Origin of the sequence: Mycobacterium heidelbergense, from assembly GCF_050205645.1 — a bacterium.
GTDB lineage: Bacteria > Actinomycetota > Actinomycetes > Mycobacteriales > Mycobacteriaceae > Mycobacterium > Mycobacterium heidelbergense_A.
The window spans coordinates 179,129-202,366 of sequence record NZ_JBNMQT010000005.1 but is presented as its reverse complement, the minus strand read 5'-3'; the positions used below and the strand labels follow the sequence as shown (position 1 = coordinate 202,366).

The window sequence follows — 23,238 nt, the reverse complement described above, 5'->3', positions numbered from 1 at the left end:
GTTAGAACTGCCCGCAGTTGGGCGCGGTGGGTTCTCCGTTGAAGCGGGCCGCGATCCACTGCATCGCCGGTTCGCCATCGACGAGCATTGGCAGGGCGTGGTTGACGACGAGCTTGTTGAGGAACGGCGGTTCCTCGTTGGTGCGAAATTCGACGTCGGCGCCCTGGGCACACCAGTCGCGGCCAAGCTGGTTGGCCGCGGTCCACGGCACCAGCGGATCGTAGCGGTTGCTGTCGATCAATACGGGCGCATTGGGTTTGTAGCGTCCGACGTGCTGCTCGTCCAACATGCTGCTAAACGGCTCCTCGTTGATGACCTTCCAGACGTTGTCGTTGAAGTACGGCTGCAGGTGGCGAAACATGAAATCGAGGATCGTTTGTCCGACACATTGGCGTGAGGCCGACTCGAGCATGGCCAAACCTCGCGGGGTGAGCTTAGAGCGGATCACGTCGGCATTCTCCGGGTAGGTGGCGATGGCGCCGTTGATTGCATAGCCCACCACGCCGACCAGGGCGCTGCCATCTGCGTAGGGCAGCAGTTCCTTGAGGTCGGCCACCGGGGCGCCGGCGTAGGTGCCCACGATATGGAGTTCCGGGGCGTAGGACGGTGCCAGTTCGGCCGCCGACGCGACCGCGCCGCCACCCTGTGAATAGCCCCAAAAGGCCACGGGCCCATGCGGATCCAATGATGTTCCCGGTAGACGCATGGCCGCCCGCGCGGCGTCGAGCACGGCCTGCCCCTCGGCGACCCGGCCCACATAGGTGTGCATCGAGGGGGTGCCCAAGCCCTCGTAGTCGGTCATCACGATCGCGAAGCCGCGGGCGACCATCGTGGCGACAAATAGCTCCTCGTAGTTGAACATGATGTCCCAGCCACCCGAATAGTGGATGCCCTGGTTGAACATTCGCGACGGCGCGCACTGGTTGCCCTGACCTTGGGTGCCGGGCGCGTAGCTGATCAACGGCCGCGGACCGTTGCCCGGCCACGGATTGTAGGGCTCGAAGTAGGTGCCGGTCACGGCGATCGGATTGCCATGGGTGTCGTTGCTGCGGTACATGATTCGGGTGCCGGTGGCCATGATCGCGCCCAGTTGACCCGACGGCTCCAACACCAGCCGCGACGGCTCGGTGCGGATCAGGTCACCCGGCTCGCCCGGCGGCAGCGGATCCGGTGGGGTGTAGAACTCCGCGTACTGCGGTTCGTCGCCGTCGGCCCGCGCGATTCCGGGGCTGAAAAATGCGAAACCGATCAACAGCAGGACAGCGAGGACTCCCCCTACCCGACGCATCACGAAACGGTAACAACGCGGCGGCGCCGGGGGAAGGCAGGCCCTCCAGATATCCGAGAGCAGTCATCCGCGATGGCTTTGGCAACGAATTGACCCGAATCATCGAGCTGGCGCCGCGAGGTCGGCAGGCGCTGCGTGTGATGCGTTCCAGCGCAATCGAACTCGACGTTGCTGACGTTGCTGTCCGCTACGGAGTCCTGAGGAAAACGTCGTTGAGCGTCACGGTGCGAAGGTTTCGATCGCGGATGATGTCGATCAATTGCGGATAGACGTGCGTGACCGGCAAGTGGTTGAGGTGACCGATGACGATGGACTGCGGCGTGAAGTACTCGTCGGCCATCTTCAGGATGTATTCCTCGGTGATCAGCGTGGAATCCGACAACGAACCCGACCATAAGGTCGGAACGGAGTAGCCGAGCCCGGCGGCCACGGCGTCGACGGTGGCGTTGCGCTTCGCATAGGGCGGCCGGTAGTACGGTTTCGCGCCGACCCCGTAGGTCTTCTTCAGGAACTCGTCGTTGCGAGTGAGCTGTTCCGCGATCTGGCTTTGGGTCAGCGTCGTCAAATCCGGATGCGACCAGGTGTGGTTGCCGAGCTGTATCTGCCCCGAATCCACCAGCGGCCGCAGCATCTTCAGGTTCTCGGTCCACGAGTCGTACACGCCGTTGACGAAAAAGGTCATTCGCGCGCCGGTGTCCTTGGCGAGCTGCGTGTAGGCGCGGACCACTTCGCTGCTGACCCCGTCGTCCAGCGTCAGCGCGAGCAAGTCGCCCTCGCCGGGAAGCTTCATCAGCGCTCCTCCGCCGGGCAGCGGGATGCGAGCGCCGGGTGGCGGGGGCGGCAACAGGGCCGCCGGGGCGGTCGGACCCGACGTCGCCACGGACGCCGCGGGCGCCTGAGCAAATGTTCGCGGCTGCGGATCGACCACCAGCCGGGCCGCGCCCACGCCCGCTACGGTCGCTGCGGCGAGCGACCCCAGGAAACGACGGCGATTCATCTCAAACATGGCACGGTCTCACCCACACGGCCGCGCAGCTTTCGAGGTTGGTAACCCGACCCGATTCTTTGCAGGTCGTTTGTGGCGGGCACGCGGGCGCGCGAGACGCCCGTCTTGCCGAACTGCGCAGCCACCACAGCAGCGAACCGTACCACTGCCAGCACCAATATGTCGGATTCGTTACGGGAGAGTCAGCTGTGAATTGTCGGCGGCGGGGCTCGCAGCGCGGATTAATGCGGCTCCCCGGCGCCGCGTTGTGGTAGCTGCACGGGCTCGACACCGGGGGTGCCCAGCGTCGAGGCCAGCCAGGGCAGCGCCGCGGCGAACGCTTGCGCGGCGAACGGCCAGTCGTGCTTGCCCGGTTGTGTCACCACCGCGCAGCTAATGCCGTGTGCGGAGGCGGCATCGCACAGCGCCTTGGCGGCGGCGTCCTGGCCTTCGGGGTTGGCAGACGGGTCGGTGCGGGCGGTGGCGAGCGCGGGATTGGTCGCCTCGGCCATGTTTTGCGCATCCGAGGATGACGGGATGTCGAACCACCCCGACACCCCGGTGTAGTGCCCGTGTTTGTTCATGACGGTGATGGGGTCGTACGCGGCCCAGGCGGCGGTGTTGCCGCCGAACAGCTTGGCGACCGTGAGGTCCTTGCTGCCAACGCTGGGACCGCGGTCGCCGGCGATATCCACAAACGCGCTGAAGATGTCCGGATGCATGACGGTCAAGTCCACCGCGCAGGTGCCACCCATCGACCACCCGGCGACGCCCCAGTTGGCCCGGTCGGCGCTGACGCCGAAGTTCGAGACCATGAACGGCACGACGTCCTTCGTCAGATGGTCGGCGGCGTTGCCGCGGGTGCCGTTGACGCACTCGGTGTCGTTATCGAAGGAACCCGTGGGATCAACGAACACCAGCACCGGGGCGAAGCCGTGATGGCGCGCGGCGAAGTCGTCGATGGTGGTGAAGGCGCCGCCCGGGCGCAGCCAGTCGGCGGGCGTGTTGAAAGCCGAGCTGACCATCATCACCGTCGGCAGCCGTGGCGGCGGATTGCTGTTGAACCACGCCGGGGGCAGATACACCAGTTCCTCGCGGTGGGGGAAGTGCGACGCGTCGGCGCTGATATTCACCGGCACGACAACGCCTTTGGCCGGCTTGGTTCCCGCGACTTGCATCTCGGTGACCCTGAGCCGATCGATCTGATCGGGCAGCGGCTCCGAGGTGAGTTGATTCCATGCGGCGAGCACGGTGGGGAAATAGCCGACCCATCCGTTGACGGCCAGCGCCGCGCACAACATGCAGAGGGGAACGGCCAGCAGCGCCAGCGCGCGTCGCCACCAACGGGCGCCGGGCCAGCCCAGCAGAAGCACCGCCAGCGCGAGTCCACTCATGGCCAGCCACAGCCACAGCGACACGGGCGCGGGATCGCCGGCCACGCCCAGCGACGTGATGTACCAGTAGGACAGCGCCGTCGCCGCGGCCGCGACGCCCAGCGCCACCGGCAATGCCCAGCTACGCCAGCGTCGCCTGCGCACTCCGATGGCGGTGACGGCAACGAGCAACGCGATCGCCTGCGCAGCGATCGGGAACCAGCCGCGCAGCAGGGACAGCTGTCCGAAGAAGTGACTCAACAGTCGCGACCTTCGCTAGATCCGGAGGTTGAGGACACCAACTATCCCATATCAGCGTCGTCGATCGTGGTAGCGAAGGCGCGCAGCCGCAGGCTGTTGCCGACGACGAAGACGCTGGAGAACGCCATCGCGGCGCCGGCGAACATCGGATTGAGCAGTCCGAGCGCGGCCAGTGGGATCGCGGCGACGTTGTAGCCGAAGGCCCACCACAGGTTGCTCTTGATCGTGGCCAGCGTCCGGCGGGAAAGCCGGATCGCGTCCGCGGCAACGCGCAGGTCGCCGCGCACCAGCGTGAGGTCGGCGGCCTCGATCGCCACATCCGTGCCGGTGCCCATCGCCAGCCCCAGATCCGCGGCGGCCAGCGCGGCGGCGTCGTTGACTCCGTCGCCGACCATCGCGACAACCCTGCCCTCCGATTGCAGGCGCTTGACGGCGGCGACCTTGTCGGCGGGCATCGTGTCGGCGATGACGTGGGTGATGCCGACCTCGTCGGCGATGCGCTCGGCGACCGCCTGGTTGTCACCGGTCAGCAGCACCGGCGTCAGCCCCAGGCGTTTGAACTGCCGGACCGCTTCGCCGCTGGTCGGTTTGACTGTGTCGGCGACCACCAGGATGCCGCGGGTCTGGCCGTCCCAGCCGACGGCGACGGCGGTCTTACCCTCGGCCTCGGCCTGGGCCTTCGCCGCCGACAACGTCGCGTCGAGGCGCTGGGCTCGATCGGCCAGCAGGCTTTCCCGCCCGACGACGACCTCATGGCCGTCGACCACTCCCTGGACCCCCATGCCCTCGACACCCGCGAAGTCTTCGGCTGCCGGGAGGGTGCCGAGTTCCGCCTTTGCCGCGTCGGCAATCGCCCGTGCGATGGGGTGCTCGGACGCGTCTTCCAGGGCGCCGGCGTAGGCCAACAGCGTCGGGCGGTCTGTCTGGGATTCGGCGATCACGTCGACGAGGGTCATCTTGCCGGCGGTCACGGTGCCGGTCTTGTCGAGCACGATCGTGTCGACCCTGCGGGTGGACTCCAGCATTTCGGGTCCTTTGATCAGGACGCCGAATTGGGCGGCGCGACCGGTTCCGACCAGCAGCGCGGTCGGTGTCGCCAGCCCGAGCGCGCACGGGCAGGCGATGATGAGCACCGCGACGGCGGCGGTCAACGCCGCGCTCAGCGGGTAGCCGGCGACGAGCCATACCGCGAGGGTGGACACGGCGATGGCGATGACGATCGGGACGAATACGCCGGAGATCCGGTCGGCGAGCCGCTGGACCTCGGCCTTGCCCGATTGGGCCGCCTCGACCAGCCGGGCCATCTGCGCGAGCTGGGTGTCGTCGCCGACCCGGGTGGCGCGCACGGCAACGCGTCCGCCGGCGTTCACGGTTGCGCCGGTGACGGTGTCGCCGGGGCCGACCTCGACGGGGACGGACTCGCCGGTGAGCATCGAGGCGTCGACGGCCGAGGAGCCCGAGACGACGGTCCCGTCCGTGGCGATCTTCTCGCCGGGCCGCACCACGAACACGTCGCCGACGACGAGTTGGTCTACGGGGATGCGGATTTCGGTCCCGTCGCGCAGCACCGCGACGTCCTTGGCGCCGAGCTCCAGCAGGGCGCGCAGCGCCGCCCCTGCGCGCCGCTTGGAGCGCTTTTCGAAGTAGCGGCCCGCCAGCACGAACAACGTCACACCCGCAGCCACTTCGAGGTAGATGTTGCCGGCGCCGTCGCCACGGCTGACGGTCAGTTCGAAGCCGTGGCGCATGCCCGGTTCCCCGGCGGCACCCAGGAACAAGGCATACAGCGACCAAACGAACGCCGACAGGGTGCCGATGGACACGAGGGTGTCCATCGTGGCGGCGCCGTGTTTGAGGTTGGCCCACGCGGCCGCGTGGAAGGGCCGGCCCGCCCAGACGACGACCGGCGCCGCCAGCGCCAGGGATGCCCATTGCCAGTAGCGGAACTCCAACGCCGGGATCATCGCCATGGCGATCACCGGGGTGGCGAGCACCGTCGCGACGATCAGGCGGTTGCGGAGCGAGGCCAGCTCCGCGTCGTCACTCGCCGGCCGGGTGGCGGGTTCATCGTGCCGTGACGGCAGGGCCGCGCGGTAGCCAGCCTTCGCGACCTCGGCGATCAGTGCCCGCGGGTCGAACCCGGCGGGGACGGTGACGGCGGCCTTCTCGGTCGCGTAGTTGACCGACGCGGTGACGCCGTCGAGAGAGTTCAGTCTCTTTTCGATGCGCATGGCGCACGAGGCGCAGGTCATTCCTGCGATTTCCAGCTCGATATCGCGCGCCCGCCCGCCGCTGCGCCCGGTCAGCCGGTAGTCGCTGGTGGTCATGAAGCTCCTTCCGCATATACCCCATAGGGGTATAACCTAAAAGCCTCTGAGAGGTATTCCCGTCAGGACCGGCCCGTCCGCGGCGCGCAAGCGCCCAATGGTGCGTCGGTCGGCGACACCCATGAGGTCAACCACGATTGTGCCTGGTGAGGGTTCAGCAGTAGGAAACGCCCATGTCTACCGACACCTGGGTGCCGGTGACGAATCGGGATTGGTCGGACGCCAACCAGGCGACCGCGTCGGCGATGTCCTCGGGCTCGGCGGTGCCTTCGGGCAGCAGTGGCCTGTTCAGTCCCCGCAGGTACGGATAGGTGTCGGCGGCGGATCGGATTGCGTCGCGCATCCGGCCCCCGCCCATGGGTGTGGCGACGGCGCCGGGGTGCACGCTGTTGACGCGGATGCCGTGGCGGCCGAGTTCGGCGGCAAAGGCGCGCGCCATCCCGGTGACCGCGTGTTTGCTCACCACGTAGTGCACCATGAACGGCTCCATTTTGATGCCGGCTGCCGAGCCGATGAGGACGATCGAGCCGCCGCGGCCCCCGTCGATGATGTGACGAGCGCTCGCCATCACCGTGTTCCACGTACCGGTCACGTTCGTGTCGATGGTGTCGCGGAAGGCGTCGGGGGTGATGTGATCCCACGGCGCCGGGCTGCAGATACCGGCGTTCGCGACGACGATATCGAGCCGGCCGAGCTCGCCGACCGCGTTGTCGACGGCCGCGGTGATGACGCGTGGGCCGTTGGCGCTTACCAGCCGCGCCGTTTCGGCCAGATCATCGGGAGTCGCCGAATCGTAGGGAACGCTTGGGGGCAGGGGTCCGGCGATATCGAGGGCGATGACGTCGGCGCCTTCGGCGCTGAGACGCGCGGCGTGGGCCCGCCCTTGTCCGCGCGCGGCGCCGGTGATCAGCGCGACTTTCCCCGAGAGTGACTGGCTCATCGGTCCGAAGCGTAGCCTCGACCTCGCGCTGCCGGACAGCCGGAAGGAGGACGTCATGACCGTCACGATCGTTGAGCGAGGACCCCGACAGGTGAGCCGCAGAGTCGAAGTCGCCGCGCCGGCCGCCGACCTGTACGCGCTCGCCGCGGATCCCCGGCGCCACCCCGAACTGGACGGCTCGGGCACGGTGCGCGACAACATAGAAGTGCCGCCGCAACTCGTTGAGGGATCGAAGTTTTCGACGAAGATGCGGATGTACGGCCTGCCCTACCGCATCACCAGCACGATCACCGAACTCAAACCCAACGAAGTTGTCGAATGGCGGCATCCGCTCGGACACCGCTGGCGCTGGGAATTCGAGGCACTTTCGCCGACCCTGACCCAGGTGACCGAGACCTTCGACTATCGCGACGCCGGCTCGCTCAAGAACAAGCTGAAGTATTACGAACGGATGGGTTTCCGGAAGGCCAATGCGACGGGAATAGAGAAGACGCTGGCCAACCTGCGCGACCGCTACGCCGGCTAGGTCAGGCGGGATCTCCGGGCTGCAACTGGTCGTCGCTGAACTCGAGCGATTGGGTCGCTGAACCCAATCGTGCCGTCAGTCGTGTCCTCTAGGAACAATTGCCCTCAGCACTTTGTCCCGGAAGGACGCCCCTCGATGACCGACAACAGCCCGACCCCTCGCGTAACGTCTCGCCCGGTGGCGCAATCGCTGACCAGCTGGGGACAGCTCATCAGCCGTTACGGCCTGGTGGTCGTCTTGGCGTGGATCGGGTTCGGAAAGTTCGTGAAGATGGAATCCCGGGTGCTGATCGAACACAGCCCACTGATGAGCTGGATCTATGACTTCCTCAGCGGCACCACCGTCGCGCGCGGCCTCGGAACGATGGAAATCGTTGCCGCGCTTCTGATTGCGCTGCGGCCCGTATGGCCCCGGGCGTCGGCGGCCGGCAGCACACTGGCGATGGTGCTGTTCTTGGGGACGCTGAGCTTTTTGTTCACCACCCCGGGCGTGGTCGCGAACCACGCGGCGGGCCTTCCCGTCCTATCGGCGCTACCCGGCCAGTTCCTGCTCAAGGATCTTGTGCTGATCGGAGTGGCCGTGTGGACCCTGGGGGATTCGCTTGCGGCCGTGGCCGCTTCGCACGCCAAGCGCGCCCCGATCAGCGCGTGAAAAGCGTTCCCCTGATTAGTTTTTTCGCCGAGCTCACCATCGCGTGGTAGCCCGTTGGCGGCAAAGTGCCCGCTTGCTCCGACAGACCACGCGTCAGCGCGCAGATGGTCTCCGCCGTGGCCGCCGTGCCGATGCTCGGGGCGAGCATCCCATGCGCCCGGGCATCCTCGATGATCTCGGTGACAACGCCGCGTAGGGCCTCGGAACCCGGATATCTTGGGCTGCCACGCCGCAACTGTGCATTGCTCTGGGCTCGCATCGCGCGCAGGAACGGGGTCAGGTACGGATAGTCGCGCATCAACTGTCCGCATTCGTCGAGCACCGCATCGAGTCGATCTACGACGTCATCGCGGTCTGCGGCGGCGGCGCGCAGGCGGTGCGACACGATCTCCTCGATTTCCTCGCCCGTCGCATTGAGCAGTTCGGACTTGTTCGGGAAGTAGTGATACAGACTGCCGCTGGTCATGTCGGCCGCGCGGGCGATTTCGCGGATCGTCGCTTGCGAATAGCCGACTTCGGCCACGCAGCGCATTGCCGCGGTGATGATTCGTCGGCGAGTCTGCTCAGCATTCGCGCCCACCGGACGCCCGAGCTGCGACGGCGTGGCGGTCATGCACCTCCGCAGGAGCCGGAAGTCGTTGGTCGGTCGAATATATTCGACCACATATCAGCGAGGACCCGACCCACCATGACCCGAACGCAGCTGGGCCGCCCCGTGGGCGCCAGTGGCGAGGAAACTCGCCGGCGGATCATCGTCGCAACCATGAGGTGTGTGGCCGAGGTCGGCTACTCGAAGGCCACGATCCGTGAGATAGCCCGTATGGCGAACGTGACGAGCTCCAGCTTGTACAACTACTTTCCCAACAAGTCGGAACTGATCAAGGCGACGATCTCGGCCCGGGCCGACGCGTCGATGCCCCGCTTGCGGCAGGCCGCACAACGCCCGGGCAACGTCATCGATCGAATCGAAGCGGTGCTCGACGAATGCGGACAGTTGATGCGCGAGTACCCGGACCTCGCCGCGTTCGAATGGGCGATCCGCGCGGAAAACGTCATGGCTTCGGGCGAGCGGGAAGCGCAGAATACTGGCTTCGAGACCTTCCGCGAGATTATCCGGGGTGTGATCGACGAGGCAGACCGGCGTGGCGAGCTCGCCGACCGGCCGGATCCGCGAGCCACCGTCGAGGCGATTCATGCGCTCATCTACGGGCTGACGGAGCTGGCCGCCACCCTTCCCGCCGAGGAGTACCAGGCCGCTCTGAGTTCGGCCAAGATGCTGGTCAGGGGCGCGCTGTTCGGTCAATCGTAGCGATCTGCTTGATATGATCAAGCGATTGATTATAGAGTCGGGCTCACGTAGAGCGGAGCCGAGACCTTGACCGATACCGTGGGGTGCGCCTTCGACGTCGATGCCCTGCGGCAGAAGTACGCCGCGGAGCGGGCCCGGCGAATACGGCCCGACGGGATCGCCCAGTATGTGGAGATCGCCGGTGAGTTCGCCCGGTTCGGCGACGACCCCTGGGTGGACGGCAAATTCGCGCGCGAGCCGCTGCGCGACCAGGTTGATGTGGCGATCATCGGTGCGGGTTTCGGAGGGCTGCTGACCGGCGCGCGGCTGCGTCAACTCGGCGTGGAAAGTGTGCGGTTGATCGACAGGGCGGCCGACGTGGGCGGCACCTGGTATTGGAACCGCTATCCCGGGATCACCTGCGACGTCGAGTCCTATGTGTACATGCCGCTGCTGGAGGAGCTCGGCTACGTCCCCACCGAAAAATACGCCAAGGGCGCCGAGATCTTCGCGCACTGCCAGCGCATCGCCGAGCGCTACGACCTGTACCGCGGCGCCTGCCTGCAGACGGATGTACACGAGATCCGTTGGGATGCGGCAAGTTCACGATGGATCATCCGCACCGACCGGGGCGACGAGATACGGGCCCGGTTCGTCTCCATGGCCAACGGGTATCAGGCGAAACCCAAGCTGCCCGGCATTGCGGGAATCAGCGCCTTCCACGGGAAGGCGTTTCACACCAGCAGGTGGGACTACGACTACACCGGCGCGAAGCTGGAAAACCTGGCCGGTAAGCGTGTCGGGATCATCGGTACGGGCGCGACGGCGATCCAGTGTGTGCCGCACTTGGCCGCGGCCGCACAGCGGCTCTACGTCTTCCAGCGCACACCCTCGTCGGTGGACGTGCGAGCCAACCAACCCACGGATCCGCAGTGGGCCAGCACATTACAGCCGGGCTGGCAGCGCGAGCGGATACAGAACTTCCAGATCCTGACGGCCGGCGGGCAGGCATCCGAAGATCTCGTCGCCGATGCCTGGACGAGCATCACCCGCAAACTTCCGGTAATGCGCCACGACACCGACGGCACTGCGAACCCCGAACAACGGACCCGTGACATCGAGATCGCCGACTTCGCCAAGATGGAGGAGATCCGGGCGCGGGTCGATGACATCGTGGTCGACCGCGCCACCGCCGAGGCGCTCAAACCCTGGTACGGCTACTTCTGCAAACGGCCCTGCTTTCACGACGAATATCTGCAAGCGTTCAACCGCGACAACGTCGCCTTGGTGGACACCCGGGGCCGCGGAGTGGAACGCATCACCGAGTCCGGCGTCGTCGTCGACGGCGTGGCGTACGACCTCGACTGCCTCATCTTCGCAACGGGTTTCGAGGTGGGCACCGACTACTGCCGCCGCACCGGGTTCGAGCTGATCGGCCGTGACGGCGTCACGCTGACCCAACGGTGGGACGACGGCGTCCGCACGTTCCAGGGACTGTGCGCCAACGGTTTTCCGAACTGCTTCATCGAAAGCATCGCCCAGTCGGGCCTTACGGTGAACTTTCCATACTTGCTCGACGTGCAGGCGACTCACGTCGCATGGATCATCGCGTGGGCCCTGGAACACGACGCCATCGAAGTCGAGGCGTCACCCGGCGCCGAGGCCGCCTGGGTCGACACCGTCGTCGCCCGGTCGGTCGCGAGCGCCGAGCGCGCCAAGACGTGCACTCCCGGCTACTACAACCGCGAAGGAAAAGCGGACGCCAAGACCCGGCAGGGCAGCTTCTTCTTCGGCGCACCCACGGAGTACGCCGACATCTTGGAGAAGTGGCGTGCCGCAGGGGATTTGGACGGCCTCGAGATCCGCGACCGACAGGCCGCGCCGTGACGCGTCGCCGGCGGTACGTCGTCGGGCGGATGAGGGCGGCGACCCGGCGTCGGCGCTCTCCGAGGGTCGCGATCATCGGCGCGGGTTTCGGCGGCATCGCCACGGCGGTGGCGTTGCGCCGTGCCGGCATCGACGACCTGGTGATCATCGAGGCCGACGACGGCATCGGAGGGACCTGGCGCCGTAACACCTACCCCGGCGCCGCCTGCGATATCCAGAGCCACTTGTATTCTTTTTCGTTCGCGCCCAACAAATCCTGGAGCCGCACCTACGCCCGGCAGCCGGAGATTCTTGCCTACCTGGAGTCGGTCGCCGACGACTTCGACCTGCGGCGCCACCTCATGCTCGGCACCCGGGTGCGCACGGTGCGCTGGAATGCCGACACCTGGCGGTGGGACTGCCTGGTGGACCGCGCCGGACAGACCGCAACGCTGTCGGCCGACGCCGTGGTCTGCGCGGTCGGCCTGTTCGGCTGCGTCAAGCTTCCCGACATCGAAGGGGTGGCCGACTTCAACGGTGTGCTCATGCACACCGCGCAGTGGGATCACGGCATCGAGCTGGCGGGCAAGAAGGTCGCGGTGATCGGCACCGGCGCCAGCGGAGTGCAGGTCGTTCCCGAACTGGCCAAGGTTGCCGATCGCCTCGTTGTGTTTCAGCGCACGCCGCCCTGGATGGTGCCCAAGGAGGACCGCCCATACAGCGCAAGCGAATTGGCGCGGTTTCGGCGCAACCCAGTGGCGATGCGCCGCACCCGGTGGCAGATCTGGAAATTCCAGCACGACAACACCGCCACGTTTGCCGACGACCCGATTGTGGCCGCCCGCTCGCACGTCGCGACATCGTTCCTGGAGCGCACCGTGGACGACGCGCGGTTGCGCGGCGCGCTGACACCGGATTATCCCTTCCGCTGCAAGCGGGTGCTGCTGGGCGACGACTACTACCGGGCGTTGCAGGAGCCCAACGTCGAGCTCGTCACCGACCCCATCGAGCGCATCACCGCGACGTCGGTTATCACCGCGGCCGGACACGCCGTCGACGTCGATATGATCGTGCTGGCCACCGGATTCGAGACGTTGAGTTACCTCGCGGGCATCGACGTGATCGGGGTCGGCGGGCAGAGCCTGCACGAACGGTGGGGACCCGATCCCAGCGCCTACTTGGGTGTGGCCGTCGGCGGATTCCCGAACTTCTTCATGCTCTATGGCCCCAACACCAACCAGGGCGGCAACTCGATCGTCTACATCCTGGAGGCGGCAGCGCGCCTGGTGGCCAGCGCGATGAGCAGGGTGGCGCGTCGAGGCGGCTACGTCGATGTGCACCCGGAGGCCGAAAAACGCTACAACGACCGGCTTTCCGCCGATCTCGAGCGCACCATCTGGACGCAGTGCGACAGCTACTTTCGTTCGCCCACGGGGCGCATCGTGACCCAATGGCCGTACACGGAGCTGGAATACGCCCGGCGGACCTGGCGGATGCGGCCGCGGGACTGGGTGCACCGCATCGGGCCGGCCCCAAATGACCGGCAGGCCGACACGGGACAGCGCGCGCTTGCCGGCGCGGCTGACTGAGATCGGTGGCTTCCTAGCTCGCGCTGCCCGCCTTGATCGCCGCGATGACCCCGCCGTCGACGAGCAGGTCGGTGCCGGTGATGAAGGAGGCGTCGGGCCCCAGCAAAAACGCGGTGGCGGCGGCGATGTCCTCCGGAGTACCCAGGCGACCGGTCGCGGACATGGCGACCATCGCTCGCATGCCGTCACCGACGGGGGAGGCCAGCTCCTGCTGCCCCATGGGCGTGGAAATGACGCCGGGACTGATCGAGTTGATGCGGGCGCCGCGCCGTCCCCAGTGGGCGCTGGCGGCGCGGACCCGAATGTGGTTGGCCTGCTTGGCGATCGGATAGGCGAGATTCGGATCAGTGATGCCGCTGATGAAGTCCAGCTGCAGCAACTCGCCGGGCGGGTTGTGGGCGAGCGCGCGCTCTTGCTCGGCGCCCATCGGCGGGAACATGTGCCCGGCCATGCTGGCGATCACGACACCCGCGCCGCCCGGTGCGACGACTTCACCGAACTCGTCGAGAACCAGTGCGACACCGAGCAGGTCGACGGCCAGGATCGCTTCGGCGGGCGCCTGTGACGGGGACAGCCCGGCGGTGTGCGCCACTTGCGTGACGCTGCCGAGCGATGCCGCGTACTCGGCGAGCCCGTGCACCGATTCCGCCGACGCGACATCGACGCCCCGGCTTTCGACGTGATGGCCGTCCGCGGTCAGCGATTCGGCCACCGCCGCCAGCGTTTCCTCGTTGTAGTCGGCAAGCAGCACGGTCTTGCCGGCACCCAGACGGCGCGCAATCGCTTGGCCCATGCCTCCCACGCCGATGACGGTCAACACTTCTCGAGCCACGGCCACTCCATCCGAGTCGTTGCTAGTCAGCTCGCGATGTTATACAAGGCATCGCGCCCGCTAGGTCGGGGCTCCGGAACCCTCCAGCGAGTGGTGGGGGTGACCACTATGACGGATGGCCTTCCCGACGAACGCCGCCCGAATGGTGGCGGCCAGGTGGTGGCGGTTGATGATCAGCCCTGCGATGGCCACCACCGTGTAGACAACGCAAAGCAACAGCCGCCCGTGGGTCGAGGCGATCGGGAACTGGACAACGAACAACCCCAGCAGCGCCCAGGCCGCCGCCCGGTGGAAGCGCAGCGCCAGGATCAGGGCGACGCCCATCAGGGTTTGGGTGGCGGTGAGGAGCACCTCTTCGATTTGGCGGGAGTCGAGCTCCAGGGAGAATCCGCCGCCCCCGAGCAGGTGCGACACCGGCAAGGATCCAATCAACAGCGTCCATTGGTTGACCTTGGACGAGATCAGCGTGGCGATGGCCGCCGTGCCCTTGCCGCGCGCCGCGAAGATCGTCGCGATGATGAACTCGGGCGCCTCGGAGGCCAACGGGGCGAGCCACTGAACAAGCAGGAAGCGGTCGACGCCCAACTCGGTGCCCGCCGCGACCAGATTGTCGGCGAATGGCTTGGCGCACAGCAGAATTACCGCGCCGGACGCCACGAAGAGGCCGACGACGGCGATCCGCCGACGGCGGTCGGGTAGCTCACCGAGCGCGGCGGCGGTACCGATCAGGTCCGGCTCTTCCACCTCGCCGTGGCTGACCTTGTAAAGGTAGAAGCCAAACCAGGCCAGCAGCGTCAGCCCGAGCGCCAGATGGATCTGGCCGATCGCGGGTATCGCGAACGCGATCACACCGGCAATGAGCAGGAAGCCGAGTTCGACGCGGTTGGCCGGTGCCAGCCGCAAGGCGGCAGGCTTGGCGGCGCCGGCCTTTCGCGCCACCGCGATGCTGACCAGCACCACGACCGGCCAGCCCAGGCCCATCAGCAGCCGGTTCGATCCCGTCATGTTGGCCGCCGCGTACTGGGTGTAGTCCGGATTGTGGCCGGAGACGTACGCGTAGTAGAGGTCGACGGCGTACTCGGGCAGCACCGCGATCAACGCCAGCAACGCGATCGCAAGCCCGCCGGAAACATCGATCTGCGCCGCTTCGGCCGCCCACGCCAGCACGAAGCTGGCCGCCACAACCGCGGTCCCGAAAATCAGTAGGGCGGCGACGGGGTCCGGATGCAGGCCGACGATTCGCACCACCACTGCTGGAATGACGAGGGCCGTGGTGAAGACCGCCGAGCGGGTCAGCGTGCGGCGCGGCGAGTGTGCCGCCGTCGCGGCGCGGGCAGGCGGCCTGCCTGTTGCGAGCATGTCATCCTTCGGTCCGGGGGTGCCGATCATCGGTTTTACTTCGGCTCGCGGGCCGGGCGAACTGCTTTCCAAAGTTACCCGACGGTGTCCGCGCCAGCAACGTCGCGGACGAGCAAGGCGAGGCCTCGCCATAGGACGTCTTTGCTGGCCAGTTGGCTAATCAAAAAGTTCGGCGACGCTGATCCGAAATTTTGGCAAACCTGCTCGGGGGTTGGGGTGCGGTTTTGCCACGGGCAGCTTGTTATCCGGGTCCCATCGCCGCGGCGGCGGCTTGGGTGAAGAGCTCGACGAGCTGGTTGCGCGTCAGCGAGGCCATCATCTGCTGGGCGGCGCGCATGTCCTCGCCCACGATCCAGGTGGGGCCATTGGTGAGGTTGTCGAACGCCTCGGCGATGACGTCTTCCACGGCGGCCGCGCCCGGCGGGAGGGCGTCAGGTGAGTCGATCTGACCGCGGCTGTGTTCGAGTTGCCGCAGTGCCGGGGTGTTGGTCTTGCCCAGGATGAGGCCGAGGACGTCGACACCCTTGTCGTGCAGTTCGGCCCAGAGCGCTTCGGCGAAGACCATGTCGAACGCCTTGGAGGCGCCGTAGGCAACCATGTTCGGTCCGCCGGCGAATCCGGCGCCGGACCCGAAGATCACGATTCCCCCGCTGCCTCGCTCGACCATGGCGGGCGCGAAGTGGTGGCAGAGCCGCATCGGCATCATGCAGTTGCGATGCACCATCGCCTCGGCGGCCTCGATCGGATTAGCAAGGAACGGTTGGAAATTCGGGTCGGCACCCGCGCAGTACACGAGGAAGCCGATCTCCAGGTCGGCGGTGGCGGCCGCGATCGCCGATGCTGTGCCGGGTTGCGCAAGATCGACTGCGAGGGTCCGAGTTTGGACGGACGTCCGCGAGCTGATCTCGGCCGCTACCTGCTCGAGCACCGCTTGGCGCCGCGCCAGCAGCACGACGTTGACGCCGCGCTCGGCGAGGCCGGCAGCGAACGCCGCGCCGACACCGTCGGAGGCACCGGCGACGAGCGCCCACGGCCCGTACTTGGTTGCGAATGTCATCTAGTTGCTCCCCACTGCGGCGACACGTACCGAGGTGAAGCGGCGTCGCGCGATGCGCCAGCCATCGGCGGTCCGGACGATCTCGTCGTCGTAGAAACCCCACGCGTTGACGCCGGATTGGTTGTCGCCGAACATGATTACCGCATCGACATAGGTGCGGGCCGTGGCCTTGTCGCCATCGACCGCGATGACCTGGTTCGTCAAGCGATGAAGGGTATGACCCGCCATCGCGTGGGTCGTGTCCATGAACTCCGTGACGGCGTCGACGCCGTTCCACACGCCGATCTCGCCGTAGTCGAGTTCGCAGTCGTCGGTGAACACCGTGCGAAACAGCGGCCAGTCACGACGGTCGATCCCGGTGGCATAGCGCACCAGCAGATCCGAAATGTCTTGGCGGTCCTCACGTTCGGTCATGCGATGTCTCCGTTCGGGTGGACCACGATGCGCGGTGGGCCGTCGGACTTACGGGCCAGGTCGAGCGCCGCCGGGACGTCGTCGAGGCCGATGATCTTGCCGATGCTGGGCAGCGGGTCCAGCCGTCCGGAGGCGATGGCATCCAGCGTTCCGTACCAATCCTGTGGGTGCGGCCCGCCGCCGAATTGAATGGTGACGCCCTGACGCGTCGCGGTGGTGATGTCCAGCGTGTCACCGGTGTACCAACCGCCCGCGCAATAGATGCGGGTCGCCATCTCGGCGGACTCGACGATCTTCTGGATGAGCCCGGCCGCGCCGACGCATTCGAACACGACCGCCGGCCCGGGCAGGCCGCGTTCGGCGCGAACGTCCCTGAACGCGTCGAATGGCGACTTCTCGGCGGGATCGACGACCACGTGCGCACCGAAGCGGTCGCGGGCGAGCTCGCGGCGATCGGCTTTGTAGTCGGCCACAATGATCGGTGCGATACCGCGACTGGCCAATGCGGCGACCGCCGAAAGCCCGATCGCTCCGGCGCCGATGACGATGGCGATCTCGCCCTCCCGCATCTGCGCCGACCTGACATAGAACTCGCCGACGGCGAATGCATCGGTCAGCGCGACGGCATCGCTGGACACGTCGCCGGTGACCGGTTTGGCCGCCACCTCCGAAACCACCAGGAGCTCACCGAAACTGCCTTGCGCCTCGGGATGCTGGCCGATGATCCGCATGCCGCCGGCGCCGCCGTCCACCAGGCGGACCGGCATCGCCGTCACACGCGAGCCGACCTCGAACTGGTCGGTGCAGCCGGCCCCGTGCGCGATCACCTCGCCGACGAATTCGTGGCCCAGCACGATATCGCGGTCCGTGTCATACAGCGAGCGGCCGGTCGGGTCGTCGATGGCGAGTTCCGGGTGGTCCATGAAATGGACGTCCGACGCACAGATCGCGGTGCTCAGCGTCCGCAGCAGTAACTCGCCCGGGCCGGGCTGCGGGTCCGGCGTCTCGCGGACCTCCAACCGGCCGTCTCTGAGCACCGCAGCGCGCAAGGCAGACTCTCCACATTTCTCGAATAATCGATATATAATCTCGAATGTTCGCTACAACTGTAGGAATCCCGCCGCAAAGGAGTCAAGGCATTCGCGGGTCATCCTCGGCGCCGACCGCCCGGGTACTCGACGTTGTCGAGCTCCTGGCGCGGTCCGGAAACGCGCGGCTGCGATTCTCCGACGTCGTGCGCGAACTCGATCTCACCCAGGCGACGGCACACGCGATCCTCAAGACGCTGTGTGATCGTGGGTGGGCCAGCCGCGATCCGGTCACCAAGACCTTCACGCTGGGTCCCGCGCTGGCGGTGGTGAGCGCGCGGATGGACACCGCTCGGCCCCTCGCCCACGCCGCGCGTTCCGCGGCGCTACGCCTCTCCGGCGAGGTCGGCTACGCCGGCTCTGTGGTCGAACGATTCGGCGATTCACTGGTGGTTACCGCCTTCGAGGGTGACCCAGCCACCCAGCCGTCGGGCATACCCGGCGATCGCATCCCGTATGCACCGCCGTTCGGCGTGGCGCTCGCGGCCTGGGACACCGACGAGGAACAGCGCGCGTGGATCCGTCGCGGCGCCGGCAGCAACGCCGATCGCACGCGGCGGCTGGAACGCGTACTGGAGCACACCCGCAACCGCGGATTCGACGTTGACTGGACGACGCCGGCGCTGGCACAGGCCGTTCAGGTGGTGGGCACGTTGGACAGCAACGAAATGCCGACACCGGTGCGACACATCCTGGACCAGTTGCTCGTCGAGTTCACCACCATCGGCTTTCTCTCCGACGACAACCCGGGCCGGCGTAAACAGCCCGTAGTGACCGTCGCAGCACCGGTTTTCGACCATCGCGGCCGCGCTGCCCTGATGGTGGCCGTGCATCCGTTGTGCCCCCTCACGGCGCGGCAGATCGAAGCGATAGGGAAAAGGCTCACCGCTGAAACGTCGGCAATCAGCGAATCCAAACGGCAGGAGGCAGTGGCGAATCGCGCCGTCTAGCGTAGGGAGGTACCGACGCGCGGAAGGTGAAAAGTCATGGCACATAACTACGTTGTGGATGACCATGCCGGCTTTGTCGTCGGCGCCCGGGCAGGCGGACCTGAGCGAGCGGCTCACCGAACTGCTGGGTGCGGTGCACGCCCAGGCCCAGGGGCCGCGCAGTCGTCCCCGCTTCTGACGCCGCGTGCCCCCTTGCGTGACTCGCCGCCCGCATTGAATGATCGGCCATGCGCAAAGATCGCGGCATCAATCGGTGGGAGTTGGTTACCTGCGCGCTCGCGGGGCACGTCACATACGCGCCGGACGAGGAGGCCCTCGCCGCCCGGCTGAGCGGTACCACCGGACTGGGTGAGGTGTGGCGCTGCCTGCGTTGCGGTGAATTCACCGTCGGCGAGCCGCACGGGCGTGGCCATGCCGAAGATGCGCCGATGATCATGCGCGGCAAGGCCTTACGCCAGGCCATCATCATTCGCACGCTCGCGGTGGAGCGCCTGTTCCGCGCGGTCGTGATTGTGTTGGCGGCGTACGCGGTGTGGAAGTTTCGTGGGGCACGCGGCGCCATCCAGGCCACACTCGATCGCGACCTGCCCATTTTCCGCGCCGCGGGGTTCAAGGTCGATCAGATGACCATCGTGCACGAACTGGAAAAGGCGTTGGCCGCCAAGCCGTCCACCCTGGCCCTGCTGACGCTGATGCTGACCGTCTACGCGCTGATCGAGGTCATCGAAGGCGTCGGCCTGTGGTTGCTGAAACGCTGGGGTGAATACTTCGCGGTGATAGCCACTTCGGTCTTCCTGCCGCTGGAGATACACGATCTGACGAAGGGCATCACGATGACTCGCGTGGTGACCTTCACCATTAACATCCTCGCGGTGATCTACCTGCTGATCTCCAAACGGCTGTTCGGTCTGCGGGGCGGGCGCAAAGCCTACGACGAGGAGCGACGCGGCGAGCAGCTCCTCGATGTCGAACGCGCCGCCATGACGAGCTGACGAGGGACTGCATGGGTACCTACGCGATCACCGGGTCGGCCTCCGGGATGGGCCGCGAGACCGCGCACCGGCTTCGGGGCGAGGGCCACACCGTGATCGGCGTCGACATCAAAGACGCCGACGTCACCGCCGACCTTTCCACACCACACGGGCGGCACGAGGCCGCGCAGGCCGTCCTGGCCGCTTCCGCCGGCAGGCTCGAAGGTGCCGTGCTGGCCGCCGGCCTGGGCCCCGGCCCGAGCCCGGATCGTCCCCGTCAGATCGCCCAGGTCAACTATCTCGGCGTGGTGGAGTTGCTCGCCGCGTGGCGGCCGGCGCTGGCCGCCGCGGAACGCGCCAAGGCCGTCGTCGTGGCCAGCAACTCCACGACGACGGTCCCGGCGGTTCCCCGCCGAGCCGTGCGGGCGTTGCTTGCGCACGATGCCGACAAGGCCGTGCGTTCGGTGAAACTGTTCGGCAAGGCGGCGCCCGCCATGATGTATGCGGCCTCGAAAATCGCTGTCAGCCGTTGGGTTCGACGGCATGCGGTATTGCCGGAGTGGGCGGGCTCGGGCGTGCGACTGAACGCCCTTGCGCCCGGGGCCATCATGACGCCGCTGCTGGCCGAGCAGCTGTCGAATCCCACCGAGGCCAAAGCGGTCCGGTCGTTCCCGATTCCGGTCGGCGGGTTCGGCGACGCCCGGCATATGGCCGACTGGATGTGCTTCATGTTGTCGGATGCCGCCGACTTCCTTTGCGGCAGCGTCGTTTTCGTCGACGGAGGTTCGGACGCGTATTTCCGGGCCGACGACTGGCCGAAACCTGTGCCGGCATATCGACTGCTCGGCTTTCTCCGACGTTTCCGAAGCGGCAACCGCACGCATGACGTGTGACCGACCACGCGCGCCGCTTGCGTTGTGCCCGACACCACAACGACGCTTCTCGTGACGTTTACCGGCTCGCGGCACATTGGTAAAAGAGCCGCGGTCAAATTCGATCAGTCGGCTCACCGGCCGAACAAACAAAGGATCGAGATTGTGGCAACCGTGCAGGGCCGGATCAACCGGAGCCCTACCAACCTCGACGTCGTCACCCCCATCAAAGCGCGCGCCTGCGATGCGCTCCACGCGGTGTTGGGAAGCAGGTCGCGCCGGGCGGGTGATGAGCTCAGGCTGATGCGCAGAGGCGCTGAGCGCTGCTGATCGCCAGTCGCCTTTAACTAACAGCCGAGCGTGCGGCCAGCCGCACATTCGACGCCGAGCCTGCGGCTGGACGCACGTTCGGGCCGGAAACCGGGCCGGCCCCCACGGGCGCGCACAAAGTGTTTGGATTGCCCCATGGCCGACACCGAACCCGAAACCATCGTCAAAGCCACCCGCGCAATTTCCGCCAGCGCGGAGAGAATTTTCGAGCTGATCGCCGAGCCGTCCAGCCAGCCGAGCTGGGACGGCAACAACAACCTGGCCTCCTCCGCTCCGGGGCAGCGCGTTCATGGGGTCGGCGACGTGTTCAAGACGACGTTGACCAATGGCGCGGTGCGGGAGAACCACGTGGTCGAATTCATCGAAGGCAGCAAGATCGCCTGGTGCCCAGCGGAACCCGGAAAGCAGCCGCCCGGTCACCTGTGGCGCTGGGAACTCGATCAGATCAACGCCACCCTCACCAACGTCACCCACACCTATGACTGGAGCGCGCTGACCGACCCGACCCGGCTGGAGAAAGCCCGTTCGATGACGGCGGAGATGCTGCGCGAATCCATGGACAAGCTCGCCGTGCTCGCCCAGGCCGGGCAATAATGGCTCTTCCATCGCCGGCCACCGACCGCGCCGCCATCGTGACCGGCGCCTCCTCGGGCATCGGCGAGCACTTCGCCGAGATCCTTTCGCGGCGCGGCCACCAAGTTGTGCTGGTCGCCCGCAGCGCCGGCCGTCTCGAGGAGCTCGCCGGACGGTTGGGCCCGCAGGCGCACCCGCTGCCCGCCGACCTGTCCGACCGCTCCGCACGCGCCGCCCTGCCCGACCGGGTCGCGGCGCTCGGCCTGACTCCGGACATCCTGATCAACAACGCGGGGTTCTCCACGCTCGGGCTGGTCGCGAAATCCGTTCCGGAGCAAGAAGTCAACCTCGTCGAGGTCGACGTGGCCGCCGTGGTCGACCTCTGCAGCAGGTTCCTGCCCGGAATGGTCGAACGTCGCCGGGGCGCCGTGCTGAATGTGGCATCGATCGCCGGGTTGGGTCCCCTGCCCGGCCAAGCGGCATACGGCGCCGCCAAGGCCTTCGTGCTGTCCTACACCCACAGCCTGCGCGGTGAGCTGCGCGGGACCGGCGTTGGTGCGACCGCGCTGTGCCCGGGACCGGTGGACACCGGGTTCGGTGAGGCGGCCGGTTTCTCCAAAGAAGAAGCCGAAGCGGCGCTGCCACGCATCATGTGGATTCCCGCCGAGAAGGTGGCGCAAGCCGGCATCGACGGGCTGGCAGCGGGCAAGGCCGTCGTCGTCCCCGGTCGCGTCAACCGGGTCGCCTCGGCCCTTTTCCGGGTCACACCCCCCGAGTGGCTGCTGCCGTTGCTCTCCCGCGGCCACCCGGCCATGAAGCGCGACTGAGCCTCACCCGTTTTTGCCGCGCACCCACTGGAACGTGCCGAACGTGTTGACCCGCACGCTGGCGAATCCGTTGTCTTCCAGGATGTCTGCGATTTCGTCATCGCCGAACGCGTGCGCCCCGACGTTGGGCAGCAGCTGCCACAGACGCGCGGCGCGACCCGCGGTGGGGACCATGATGGCCAACCTCCCGCCCGGTCGCAGCACCCGCGCGATCTCAGCGAGGGCGGCCGCCGGATTCGGAATCAGTTGCAGCACGGCGAGTGAGACGACCGCGTCAACGGTGTTGTCCCGCAGGGGAAGTCGCTGCGCGTCGGCCCGGATGAATCCGACTTGCGGGCCGGCTTCATTGCGGACGGCCCGGGTCAGCATCGGCTCGGAGATGTCGACGCCCAGGGCCAACCCGTCCGGCCCGGCGGCCGCTGCGAGCGACGAGGTGACGTTGCCGGGGCCGGACCCCACGTCGAGTGCGGTTCCGCCCGGCGGAATGTTCAGCCACTCGACCGGGTGTTGCCATGCGCTGATCAGCCGGCGCGACAGGGCCTGGGCGTTGTCGTAGAGCGCCGAGCCGAGCGGTGATGCCCACGCCGCCTGGATCGGACCCGTATTTTTCGGAACGGCCTCGTGGCTGGCCCCTCTAAGCAGATCGAGATAGCCCTTGCTCACGTCGGGTTCCGCCGGCGGGTCGGCAAGTAGCTCAAGCGCTCGGCGTAACGCGGGGGGCAGCGAGACGTGCACGTCGGTCATGTGTCTTCCTTCATTCAAATACCAAGCCGGACACCAAAATCGAGCCGGGGGCCGTCGGCACTTCGAGTTAGGCGCAGCCCCCTGACTGGCAGCCTACGCCGAGGGCGCCGGGTGCTTCGACCGGCTC

General features: G+C 67.1%; 23 protein-coding genes. 11 read left to right on the top strand and 12 right to left on the bottom strand.

The features are described 5' to 3' along the window. Position 1: 1 nt before the first annotated feature. From ACQI5H_RS07685 to ACQI5H_RS07665, 5 genes are all read right to left on the bottom strand, one after another. Complete coding sequence (locus tag ACQI5H_RS07685) at positions 2 to 1,288, bottom strand: lipase family protein (RefSeq protein ID WP_427078790.1); 1,287 nt, start codon at positions 1,286 to 1,288, stop codon at positions 2 to 4. A 187-nt stretch (positions 1,289 to 1,475) separates the two neighbouring features. Next, on the bottom strand, positions 1,476 to 2,285 hold the full coding sequence (locus ACQI5H_RS07680) for a polysaccharide deacetylase family protein (protein WP_427078789.1): 810 nt from the start codon (positions 2,283 to 2,285) through the stop codon (positions 1,476 to 1,478). Positions 2,286 to 2,515: 230 nt separating this feature from the next. Beyond that, positions 2,516 to 3,907 (bottom strand): alpha/beta hydrolase, encoded by a 1,392-nt coding sequence (locus tag ACQI5H_RS07675; protein ID WP_427078788.1) that lies wholly within the window; start codon positions 3,905 to 3,907, stop codon positions 2,516 to 2,518. Positions 3,908 to 3,948: 41 nt separating this feature from the next. Next, entirely contained in the window at positions 3,949 to 6,234 is a 2,286-nt protein-coding gene (locus ACQI5H_RS07670) for a heavy metal translocating P-type ATPase (RefSeq protein ID WP_427078787.1), read from the bottom strand. Positions 6,235 to 6,388: 154 nt separating this feature from the next. After that, positions 6,389 to 7,174 carry a mycofactocin-coupled SDR family oxidoreductase gene (locus ACQI5H_RS07665; RefSeq protein WP_427078786.1) on the bottom strand — a complete coding sequence of 262 codons (786 nt, stop codon included), beginning with the start codon at positions 7,172 to 7,174 and terminating at the stop codon, positions 6,389 to 6,391. Between the two features lie 55 nt (positions 7,175 to 7,229). Between ACQI5H_RS07665 and ACQI5H_RS07660 the strand changes: the two genes are divergently transcribed. Continuing rightward, on the top strand, positions 7,230 to 7,700 hold the full coding sequence (locus ACQI5H_RS07660) for an SRPBCC family protein (protein ID WP_427078785.1): 471 nt from the start codon (positions 7,230 to 7,232) through the stop codon (positions 7,698 to 7,700). Positions 7,701 to 7,835: 135 nt separating this feature from the next. Beyond that, positions 7,836 to 8,351, top strand: coding sequence for a YkgB family protein (locus tag ACQI5H_RS07655; protein WP_427078784.1), 516 nt, complete (start codon positions 7,836 to 7,838; stop codon positions 8,349 to 8,351). Here ACQI5H_RS07655 and ACQI5H_RS07650 read toward each other — a convergent pair. After that, positions 8,341 to 8,964, bottom strand: a complete 624-nt coding sequence (locus tag ACQI5H_RS07650) for a TetR/AcrR family transcriptional regulator (RefSeq protein WP_427078783.1) — start codon at positions 8,962 to 8,964, stop codon at positions 8,341 to 8,343. The genes ACQI5H_RS07655 and ACQI5H_RS07650 overlap by 11 nt on opposite strands. Before the next feature lie 75 nt (positions 8,965 to 9,039). Between ACQI5H_RS07650 and ACQI5H_RS07645 the strand changes: the two genes are divergently transcribed. The 3 genes from ACQI5H_RS07645 (at position 9,040) to ACQI5H_RS07635 (ending at position 13,094) form a co-directional block, all read left to right on the top strand. Beyond that, the gene (locus ACQI5H_RS07645; protein ID WP_427078782.1) at positions 9,040 to 9,660 is read left to right on the top strand and encodes a TetR/AcrR family transcriptional regulator; all 621 of its coding nucleotides are present in this window, start codon (positions 9,040 to 9,042) and stop codon (positions 9,658 to 9,660) included. 66 nt (positions 9,661 to 9,726) lie between these two features. Beyond that, complete coding sequence (locus ACQI5H_RS07640; RefSeq protein WP_427078781.1) at positions 9,727 to 11,526, top strand: flavin-containing monooxygenase; 1,800 nt, start codon at positions 9,727 to 9,729, stop codon at positions 11,524 to 11,526. Between the two features lie 29 nt (positions 11,527 to 11,555). Next, positions 11,556 to 13,094 carry a flavin-containing monooxygenase gene (locus ACQI5H_RS07635; RefSeq protein WP_427078871.1) on the top strand — a complete coding sequence of 513 codons (1,539 nt, stop codon included), beginning with the start codon at positions 11,556 to 11,558 and terminating at the stop codon, positions 13,092 to 13,094. 13 nt (positions 13,095 to 13,107) lie between these two features. On the opposite strand, the gene ACQI5H_RS07630 is transcribed toward ACQI5H_RS07635, so the two are convergent. From ACQI5H_RS07630 to ACQI5H_RS07610, 5 genes are all read right to left on the bottom strand, one after another. Next, positions 13,108 to 13,926, bottom strand: a complete 819-nt coding sequence (locus ACQI5H_RS07630) for an SDR family oxidoreductase (RefSeq protein WP_427078780.1) — start codon at positions 13,924 to 13,926, stop codon at positions 13,108 to 13,110. Positions 13,927 to 13,986: 60 nt separating this feature from the next. Further along, entirely contained in the window at positions 13,987 to 15,285 is a 1,299-nt protein-coding gene (locus tag ACQI5H_RS07625; protein ID WP_427078870.1) for a sodium:proton exchanger, read from the bottom strand. 241 nt (positions 15,286 to 15,526) lie between these two features. Continuing rightward, the gene (locus ACQI5H_RS07620) at positions 15,527 to 16,342 is read right to left on the bottom strand and encodes an SDR family NAD(P)-dependent oxidoreductase (protein ID WP_427078779.1); all 816 of its coding nucleotides are present in this window, start codon (positions 16,340 to 16,342) and stop codon (positions 15,527 to 15,529) included. Further along, the gene (locus ACQI5H_RS07615; protein ID WP_427078778.1) at positions 16,343 to 16,756 is read right to left on the bottom strand and encodes a nuclear transport factor 2 family protein; all 414 of its coding nucleotides are present in this window, start codon (positions 16,754 to 16,756) and stop codon (positions 16,343 to 16,345) included. After that, positions 16,753 to 17,805, bottom strand: coding sequence for a zinc-binding dehydrogenase (locus ACQI5H_RS07610; protein ID WP_427078777.1), 1,053 nt, complete (start codon positions 17,803 to 17,805; stop codon positions 16,753 to 16,755). Before ACQI5H_RS07610 ends, ACQI5H_RS07615 begins: the two co-directional genes overlap by 4 nt. Positions 17,806 to 17,849: 44 nt before the next feature. On the opposite strand from ACQI5H_RS07610, the gene ACQI5H_RS07605 reads away from it, so the two are divergent. The 6 genes from ACQI5H_RS07605 (at position 17,850) to ACQI5H_RS07580 (ending at position 22,367) form a co-directional block, all read left to right on the top strand. Further along, on the top strand, positions 17,850 to 18,794 hold the full coding sequence (locus ACQI5H_RS07605) for an IclR family transcriptional regulator (protein WP_427078776.1): 945 nt from the start codon (positions 17,850 to 17,852) through the stop codon (positions 18,792 to 18,794). 227 nt (positions 18,795 to 19,021) lie between these two features. Further along, complete coding sequence (locus ACQI5H_RS07600) at positions 19,022 to 19,786, top strand: DUF2127 domain-containing protein (protein WP_427078775.1); 765 nt, start codon at positions 19,022 to 19,024, stop codon at positions 19,784 to 19,786. 11 nt (positions 19,787 to 19,797) lie between these two features. Beyond that, a complete protein-coding gene (locus ACQI5H_RS07595) occupies positions 19,798 to 20,658 on the top strand; it encodes an SDR family oxidoreductase (protein ID WP_427078774.1) in 861 nt (286 codons plus the stop codon). A 51-nt stretch (positions 20,659 to 20,709) separates the two neighbouring features. Then, on the top strand, positions 20,710 to 20,967 hold the full coding sequence (locus tag ACQI5H_RS07590; RefSeq protein WP_427078773.1) for a hypothetical protein: 258 nt from the start codon (positions 20,710 to 20,712) through the stop codon (positions 20,965 to 20,967). Positions 20,968 to 21,102: 135 nt separating this feature from the next. Continuing rightward, entirely contained in the window at positions 21,103 to 21,561 is a 459-nt protein-coding gene (locus tag ACQI5H_RS07585; protein ID WP_427078772.1) for an SRPBCC family protein, read from the top strand. Continuing rightward, a complete protein-coding gene (locus ACQI5H_RS07580) occupies positions 21,561 to 22,367 on the top strand; it encodes an SDR family NAD(P)-dependent oxidoreductase (RefSeq protein WP_427078771.1) in 807 nt (268 codons plus the stop codon). Before ACQI5H_RS07585 ends, ACQI5H_RS07580 begins: the two co-directional genes overlap by 1 nt. A gap of 3 nt (positions 22,368 to 22,370) precedes the next feature. On the opposite strand, the gene ACQI5H_RS07575 is transcribed toward ACQI5H_RS07580, so the two are convergent. Further along, a complete protein-coding gene (locus ACQI5H_RS07575) occupies positions 22,371 to 23,111 on the bottom strand; it encodes a methyltransferase domain-containing protein (RefSeq protein ID WP_427078770.1) in 741 nt (246 codons plus the stop codon). Positions 23,112 to 23,238: the final 127 nt, after the last annotated feature.